This window comes from Labilibacter marinus, from assembly GCF_001659685.2.
Classification (GTDB): Bacteria; Bacteroidota; Bacteroidia; order Bacteroidales; family Marinilabiliaceae; genus Saccharicrinis; species Saccharicrinis marinus.
In genome coordinates this window covers 295,288-304,222 of sequence record NZ_LXYE02000012.1, presented here as the reverse complement: position 1 = coordinate 304,222, position 8,935 = coordinate 295,288, and the positions used below count along the sequence as shown (strand labels likewise).

General features: G+C 36.0%; 9 protein-coding genes. All 9 read right to left on the bottom strand.

The window, feature by feature from the left end:
• Positions 1-96: 96 nt before the first annotated feature.
• Positions 97-858 carry an SDR family NAD(P)-dependent oxidoreductase gene (locus A8L32_RS06335; protein ID WP_066629108.1) on the bottom strand — a complete coding sequence of 254 codons (762 nt, stop codon included), beginning with the start codon at positions 856-858 and terminating at the stop codon, positions 97-99.
• Between the two features lie 53 nt (positions 859-911).
• The gene (locus A8L32_RS06330) at positions 912-2,186 is read right to left on the bottom strand and encodes an Nramp family divalent metal transporter (protein WP_066629099.1); all 1,275 of its coding nucleotides are present in this window, start codon (positions 2,184-2,186) and stop codon (positions 912-914) included.
• Positions 2,187-2,243: 57 nt separating this feature from the next.
• The gene (locus tag A8L32_RS06325) at positions 2,244-2,738 is read right to left on the bottom strand and encodes a gluconokinase (RefSeq protein WP_066629096.1); all 495 of its coding nucleotides are present in this window, start codon (positions 2,736-2,738) and stop codon (positions 2,244-2,246) included.
• 38 nt (positions 2,739-2,776) lie between these two features.
• Positions 2,777-3,841, bottom strand: a complete 1,065-nt coding sequence (locus tag A8L32_RS06320; RefSeq protein ID WP_066629094.1) for a polysaccharide lyase family 7 protein — start codon at positions 3,839-3,841, stop codon at positions 2,777-2,779.
• A 16-nt stretch (positions 3,842-3,857) separates the two neighbouring features.
• A complete protein-coding gene (locus A8L32_RS06315; protein WP_066629093.1) occupies positions 3,858-4,865 on the bottom strand; it encodes a sugar kinase in 1,008 nt (335 codons plus the stop codon).
• A 97-nt stretch (positions 4,866-4,962) separates the two neighbouring features.
• Positions 4,963-5,709, bottom strand: a complete 747-nt coding sequence (locus A8L32_RS06310; RefSeq protein ID WP_066629086.1) for a sulfite exporter TauE/SafE family protein — start codon at positions 5,707-5,709, stop codon at positions 4,963-4,965.
• 310 nt (positions 5,710-6,019) lie between these two features.
• A complete protein-coding gene (locus A8L32_RS06305; protein ID WP_066629083.1) occupies positions 6,020-6,781 on the bottom strand; it encodes an SDR family NAD(P)-dependent oxidoreductase in 762 nt (253 codons plus the stop codon).
• Positions 6,782-6,925: 144 nt separating this feature from the next.
• Positions 6,926-8,389, bottom strand: coding sequence for an MFS transporter (locus tag A8L32_RS06300; protein ID WP_066629079.1), 1,464 nt, complete (start codon positions 8,387-8,389; stop codon positions 6,926-6,928).
• Between the two features lie 107 nt (positions 8,390-8,496).
• Positions 8,497-8,868 (bottom strand): cupin domain-containing protein, encoded by a 372-nt coding sequence (locus A8L32_RS06295; protein WP_066629076.1) that lies wholly within the window; start codon positions 8,866-8,868, stop codon positions 8,497-8,499.
• Positions 8,869-8,935 lie beyond the last annotated feature (67 nt).

Genomic DNA, 8,935 nt, shown 5'->3' with positions numbered 1-8,935 from the left:
GACACTATACAAAACTTTCAGAACATTAAAGCAAATCGTTTAGAACGCTATTGTTTTCAAATAATGTTTATTAGTTATGTATTACTTAAAAAGAAACTACATATTGTAAACACCACCGTTGATATCGAGTGTAGCGCCAGTAATAAAACCATCGTATTCCGATGCTAAATATAGAACCGCTCTCGCTACATCATCTGCATTACCTGCTCTTTGAATTGGAATGCCGCGGGTTGTTTCATCCGCTGATTCTTTTGTAGTATGCGTATTGTGAAATGAAGTTCCAAGTATAAGACCGGGAGCAACAGCATTTACTCTTATTCCTTGAGGTCCTAATTCTGAAGCAAGTGCTCTTGTAAACGTAAGAATAGCTCCTTTACTGGTAGAATAAACCAACGAACCCGGATGCCCACCTTTACGCCCAGCTAGCGATGCTAAATTAATAATACCACTGTTGTCATTTTTTGCTAAATAAGCAGATGCAGCTCGCGTTACAAACATCATAGATGTAAGATTGATGTCCATTACTTTGTGCCAAAACTCAGTATCCATTTCATTCAGCAATCTACGTGCTACAAGTGAACCTGCATTGTTAATTAGTATATCCAAGCCACCCAAAGCTTCTACTGTTTTTTCAACCATTGCATTCGCATCAGTTTCTTTAGTCAAGTCTCCGCTTACAGCAATCGCTTTTACTCCTTTACTAGCTGCGTATTCCTTCAATTGATTTGCGGTATCTGCACTGGAAAAGTAATGAATAGCGACATTGGCTCCACTGTCAATAAAATGTCTGGTGATTGCTTCTCCAATACCTTGAGCTCCTGCTGTGATGAGAATATTTTTTCCGCTTAACTTATTCATATTATCCTATATTAAATTGATTAAATCTATAACTTGATAGCGTAAAAGGTTTTTTAAAAGAATTCGAATAATGCCAGGACACCATTATATGAAATGATGCATGCAAAAATAAGAGATGCACCTAACCCTATGTTTACAAAAGTGCCTGTCTTAAAGCCTTTCATTACTTTTTTGTTGTTTACCAGAATAATAATACCAATGATAACCAATGGCAAAACAAACACATTGAATACTTGTGAAAGAATTTGCATTTGAATGGGATTTGCACCAAAAACAGGAACAATTAAAGCGACTAAACAAGCAACAAATGTGATGATTCTAAATTGCTTAGAACTTGTATCCAGCTCTCCTGATTGGTAATCAGCTATCAATAAAGGTACAATTAAAAGGATAGGAAAAATAGATGATAGCCCCGCACTTAATGTTCCAAAAAAGAAAATGCTTACTGCTAAATTACCAGCCACAGGCTCTAAGGTATTAGCCATATCGAGTACTGCCTTTACAGGCTTACCCTGATGAAACAAGGCTCCACAGGCTACTGCCATAACTACACCACTAATAACAAAAACCAGAATAGCCGCAGTAATAGAGTCATTTTTCTGACGTTTCAAGTCTTTTATTGTCCAACCTTTCCCTTTAACAAAAAGTGGTCGCGATAAAAATGTTGCTGCCGCCATGGTCGTTCCAACGAATGCCGCTACCATCATTTTACCACCGGGCACATCCGGAATGGAAGGAATTAAACCCATCACTACATCGGCAGGTAAGGGTTGTACAAAAAACAAGGATACGATAAATGAAAACCCCATTATCGTCACAAAAATGACCAGTACTTTCTCAAAGAATGTATATTTTCCAATGAGTAGTAATCCGTAAAAAACTGAAATAATAACAATTGCTATTATTAGAACTGCTTCGTATTTATAGTTTACCAGACCCTCAAAGTTCATGGCAAAAATTTCGTAGAGTATATTGGCAGATATACCTAAAATACCCATTAAAGAATTCCACTGACCAAAGGCAATTCCAAGGATAATAAGTATCGCTATTATCTTTCCTCCTTTTATATGTTTCTTAAATCCATAAAGGGCAGTTTCGCCAGTTATTAAACCATAATTACCATAGGCAAACATCAGTATTCCAGAAAATAAACAACTTAGAAGTAGCACCCATAATAATTGCATACCATATGTACTTCCGGCCACAATCATGGAAGTTATACTTCCTGTTCCGATGGTAAATCCTATTGCAAAAATACCAGGTCCAAAACCTAAAACTAATGCTATAATCTTCTTTAATAACGATTTATTCTTTTCTGATTCTGACATAAGTTCTGGTGTTTATTAAGTATCTTTTTTAGTCTTTGACAGGAATTACTGCCAACTTTATTTGCTCAAATCCCTTTTTATTCTTTCAACAATTTCTTCTGGTTTTAAACTTATATTTATCTCTATCGCATTTTTAGGTTGTTCTAAAATATCGAATTGCGATTGTAATAAATCCGGCGACATAAAATGGTTTTCTCTCTTATTTAGTCGTTCTAAAATTTGCTCAAAACTGCCAACTAAATGAACCCATTTAACCTGATTGCCAATATCTCTATTTAAAATATTTCTGTAAGATTCCTTTAAAGCTGAGCACACTATAACACAACTATTATTTTGCAATTGTTTCTTCGCTAAATCATTGAGCGTAACTAACCAATCGTATCTGTCTTCATCATTTAAAGCAATACCATTGCTCATCTTTTTGATATTAGATTCTGGATGAAAATCATCACCATCAAAAAATGGTATATCCAATGCTTCCGACAGCAAATTTCCAATAGTGCTCTTTCCACAACCAGAGACTCCCATTATAAAAATTGCATTATTCATCATTATCTAAATATTTTAGCTAATCGTTTATTTTAATCGTACTATAATCCCTCATCAACGGGTGTACCAGGACCTACCTTAGCGTCTTTAAACCAAACTTCAGCATAACATCCGTTTGCATATTGTTTGGCAATATCTCCGTTATAAGTCTCAGAGCCGGTATGCCACACATTATTATCCTCAGGATTCTTTCCATTCGCTTGATTATAGGCACCTTGTTTAAAATATTGAATTTCTCCGGCATATGCATTTTCACGTTCAACACCATCGCGCCCTATTTCTGCATATAGTGTCAATATTTGTTGAGGAATATCTTCCTTAGTTGCAAATTCTGACTGCAATAAGTTTTTGGTAAATTTTATAGTTTCATGACCTTCACTTGTAAACGTAAGATACATGATTCCTTTATACACATTTATTTCATAAGTGAACTCTTCCCCTAAGGCAATACCGTCTTCAGGCTCTTCAGGATATACGTCTGAGCTATCACCAACCACCGACATATCATAACCCCAAACAGCTGTTGAATAATCCCATCTTCCAGAATTATCACCTTTGGTATTAATTTCATAGTTCCAGAAAACAGATCCTTTTGTATGACCAGGAAATTTCTTATAAAATATTTTTATAGGCTCGTTTTCATGTCCTTCGTCACTATGAATTTGACCTACTACAACTGAGTAAGAAGCTGCAACTCTTGCATCACCCGAAGTTGAAACATTCATTACCTTTAATGTTCCGCTTAACTTTCCTCCTATTTCTGGAGTCCAATGTTCTTTTTGACCCAGTTCTGTTCTTGTATTACTTGAAGTGCGTGATGTAATTCCAGCATTTGGTGTTTTATACACAACCCAATCTGTTTTTCCATCATTCTCAACATAAAAAAAATCTCCTTTTTTATAATTAACCAGTTCTTTTTCATGCGTTCCATCGCCAAGAAGAATCTTCCATTCATCCATAAATGGAATAACATCGCTAGGGTAAATCGGCTTTTCTGTATCCGACTCCGCAGACTTTTTAGTCGTATGAAAGCAACTATTGAGCACCAAAGCAAGAACAACCATTAAAACAGTCTGCATTATTGATTTAATATTTTTAGCGTTCATACCTTATATTGTTAAATTAATTCTCCTTCATATATTCCTCTACCTCATCAACACTAACCATATTAGCATCACCCATAATAGTATGCTTAAAACTTGAAGCTGCTACAGCAAAATTAAGGGTATCTTGAACAATTTTAGAATGATCTAACAATCCATAAATTACTCCTGCTGTAAATGCATCGCCACCTCCTACTCTATCAACAATATGAGTTATTTCATAAGTAGATGTTTCAAAAAGTTCCTGTCCATTAAACATTAAGCCCCGAAGTGTATTGTGACTGGCGTTAATATTTCCTCTTCTTGTAGTAACTATCTTTTTAATGTTGGGATACTTTTCCATCACCATTTTTGAAGAACTTACAAAAGACTCATTCGTGAATTTACCTCGAATATTTTCACCAACATCAATTCCCATGGCCTGTTCTGCATCATATTCATTTCCGAAGATGACATCACACATCTTAATCAATGGAGGCAATACATCATTGGGTGTTTTCCCATAATTCCAGAGATTAGCACGAAGGTTAATATCGCACGAAATTGTTATTCCTTTGGCATAGGCTGCGTTAACGGCTTCGGCTAAAACCAAAGTTGGGTCTTCAGCAATAGCGGCACTTAAACCAGACCAATGGAACCAATCGGCATCTTTAAATACCTCTTCCCAATTAATCATTCCTGGTTTTATGGTAGCAAATGAAGAATCGTCTCTATCATACACCACCTTAGAACCGCGTTGATCTGCTCCTGTTTCTAAAAAGTAGATGCCCAACCTTTTTCCGCCCATTAACACATGGCTGGTATCCACTCCGAATTTCTTGATAGATTTAAGACATGCATCGCCAATATCATTATGAGGAAAACGACTGACAATTTTTGTATCAACCCCAAAATTAGAAAGCGAGATTGCCACATTAGCCTCTCCTCCACCATATGTTACATTCAATTTATCTGCTTGGCTAAATCTTAGATGTTCTTGCGTAGAAAGGCGTAACATCACTTCTCCAAAAACAACCACTTTTCCCATTTCACAAGATTTAATAATATTTTACGCAAAGCCCGCAAAGTACAATTCGTAAAGAGTTATCCTTTTTTACATTCAACTTTGGACTTTTAACTTAGTTTTAAAACAACCATAACTTAATGGCCATTACAACAATGGCAACCAGTAGGAAACGTTTAATCCAGACATCGCCTTTTTTTATGGAGAAATGACTTCCTAACCATCCTCCTGTAGCACTACCTACAGCAACGGTTAAGCCTACATTCCAATCGACTACATCTTGCCAAATAAATACAGCTAAAGCTGATATGGTATAAATAAGTGCCACCGTGACTTTAATAGCATTGGTTTTTAATAAACTAAAGCGGTTTATTTTTACCAATGAAAGTATCATTACAAAGCCAATTCCTGCCTGTAAAAAACCACCATAAATACCAACAAAGAAAAACACTATTACACCGATGAATCTATTTTTAAAATCGAGTCTCTCCTTTTGGTCGGCTTTAAAAGTAGGGCTTGTTAAAATTAAAACACCCACTATTACCATGACTATGGAAAGAATTTTATTGAGCAATTTTTCTGGAATATCAACCGCAATATATGCACCTATTATTGCTCCAAACAAAGCAGACACACCCAAGTATACTGGGTACATGCCTGATAATACTTTGTTCTTTTTAAAATTTGATACAGATACAATATTTTGAGCCAATATGGCCACACGGTTTGACGCATTGGCAACCACAGAAGGCACACCCAGAAATATCATTAATGGCAGTGTTAAAAGTGAACCTCCGCCAGCAATAACATTAATAAAACCTGATGCTAAACCTGCAAGAATTAATAGTATGTACTCTAGAATACTCATCTATAAAAATAAAATAACAGCCAATATCAGAATAGGGTGACTATTGCCACCCCATCACTAACAAATAGCAGGCGCCTCCACCTGCTCATCCTTAAAAATAATTTCTATTGTAAAAATTCAGTCGTAAGACAAAAATATAAAGACATAAGACTTAAACTCTTAATGATTATTTATAGCTAAACAATCGTGATATAAAGTATAAAAACAGGTGTAATAATTAATGAAATTCGTCTTTTATTTCAGTCGTAAAATTACCACCATCTTTATACTTATATCTTAATACTTTATACTGAATTGTTACTTTTAATGCTTAGATACCTAAAGCTTGTCCTCCACCAATCTGAATGGTTTCAGCGGTAATAAATGAAGCATCTTTGCTTGCTAAGAAAGAAACAACTGAAGCGACCTCTTCTGGCTCACCTAGTCTTCCCAATAAAATATTGTTTTTCCATGAAGCAAAAACTTCTGGTTTAGTCGATTTAATTTGAGCGTGGAACGGTGTATCGATAGTACCTGGCGATACTGCATTTACTCTAATTCCGTATTCAGCTAAATCTTTTGCCAATGCTCTGGTAATTGCATGTACACCTGCTTTAGATGTTCCATACACACCTGCTCCTGGTCCGCCTGCATTCCATCCTGCATTGGAAGTATAATTGATGATTGAAGCGTGCTCTCCTTTTTTAAGGAAAGGAATGGCTGCTCTTGAAGCAAAAAATACTGAGTCTAAGTTTAAAGCCATCACAAATCTGTAAAATTCAGTCGTCATCTCTTCAAAACGAGATCTTCCACCTAATCCACCAGCATTGTTTACCAACACATCAATTCTACCATATTTTTCGCCAATGGCAGTAATATTTTTAGTTACTTCCTCATCTTTAGTTACATCAAAACCGTAATACTCAGCACTAATACCTTCTGCTGCAAGTTCTTCTACTCTTTTAGCTCCTGCTTCATCTTCTATACCGTTTAACACTACAGTATATCCATCTTTACCTAATCTTTTGGCTACTTGAAAACCAATTCCTCCTGTTGCCCCAGTGATAACTGCTACTTTTCCTTTAAAATCCATAACTTTTATTATTTTTAAATTTCTAAATCTTATTATCTATCCAGATGATAAACTCAATACCTGCTGGTTTAATTACTACCAATAATGACAACCAGCAGGTAATTGAGAAACACATCAAACGTTTTCTTTTAATATTTTTACTTATTATTCAATTGGCTCAATCTTACCTACGGTTACGTAAATTGACAGTAATGATAGTGGAACTAATGCGCCCAATAACCCGAATAATAATGGCCAGCTCGAAATATAACCGGCAAAACTAATGGCTAAAATTGTTCCTAGCACTGCAGATGCTCCACCTAAACCAGCTAAGGATCCTACTGACTTTCCTCCGTGTAAATCACTCGGTAAAGTCTGAATATTTGTCATCATAAATTGGAAACCGCCCAATACGAAAGCCATTAAAACAACAGCCAATACTGCATTTGGAACCATAACTGATGCTATTACAGATGGGATGATGATACATCCACCCAGAAGCATAGCTCTTTTACGTGCTTTATCAACCGTTGCACCTTTGCGAATTAAGAATCCTGAAAACCAACCTCCAGCAATACTACCCACCATTGCTCCTACATAAGGAATCCAAGCGGAAAAGGCTAATTCTTTAATGTTTAAACCAAATTCTTCGACTAAATACATTGGTAAAAAGGTCACAAACATCCACCAAATTGGATCAAGAAAAAAGCGACCCAAAATCACAGAGTAATTCTTTTTATTGGACAATAATTGGCCCCAAGTTTTTCCTACTTCATTGCTAACTTTAGATTCTGGCTGACCACTTAAAATATATTCTCTTTCTTCTTCGGTAATCCATTTGTGCTCTTTGGGTCCTTTTTTATTAATGATTAACCAAGGAATTAGCCATACAATACCTAAGCCCCCAACAACAATAAAAGTCATTTTCCAGCCAATAGACATATATAACATTAAAATGATAATAGGAGCCAATATTGAACCTATAGAAGCTGCTGCACCAAATAAACCTTGCGCAAATGCGCGTTCCTTTTGAGGAAACCATTCTGCGTTACTTTTCGTTGCTCCTGGCCATGGTCCGGCCTCACCTAATCCAAGCATCATCCGAAACCCTGTTAAGGAGACTTTTCCTCTTGCCAAAGAAGTAAGCGCATCCGCCGTACCCCATAATAATACCGAAATCACAAAACCTTTTCGAGTTCCTATTTTGTCGTATAATTTTCCTGAAAAAAGTTGACTAAAACCATAGGCAATCATAAAGAATATGGTAATAATCCCCAATTGTTCTTTCGCTTGTCTCGAGGCTTCTTCAGGCGAAGCTCCTTCTTCAACAATGCCTAATTCATAAGCCATTCCTTGACGGTTTACCGCTATCTGTCCTTCTTTTTTAAAGGTAAGGTAGTCTGCTCTCTGAATAAACTCTTCCCCTCTTTTAGTATACAAACGATAAGTATTGTCTTGGGCAATAAATTCCGCCTGATTTTCCTTCTGATTTACATCAATAGCATCTACTACAGAGTACTCAATATTGGCCACCCACATATAGTTAAGCGTTCCTCTATCTAAGTAGTTTATAACGGTAATAAGCATTATCAAACCTATTATCCACCAACGTAATCCTTTAATTTTCATATTCTTTTAGTATTAAGATTAAAGTATAAAGTATAAAGATGATTTACATAACTTATAAACAAACAACATCTTTATACTTTCGTCTTTATACTTTTGTCTATTAGTATTTATTTCTTGCCAAAATATGATACGCCACTACCATCTAGGAAGTCTTCGCGAACCGGAGCAAATACATCAATTAGAATACCCGCTTCTAAACATAGCGCACCATGTACTAGATTAGGTTCAATATACACTCCATCACCACCTTCAACAATCTTCTTTTCACCATCAATATTAAACTCGAATTTACCGCTGGCACAGTATGTAGCTTGTGTATGGAAATGATCATGAGGTGTTCCCTCTGCTCCTTTTTCAAACTTTACCTGAACCATCATAATTTGATTGTCCCATCCTAAAAACTTGCGACTTACTCCGCCTCCAAGTTCTTCCCACTCCATGTTTGCTGTTGTAATAAATTTTTCGCTTGATCGTTTCATATTTTTTAAAATTAGTATCAAGTAGTTGGAGTTAATGACGTCAGACTAAAACCTCTAACCACCCGAC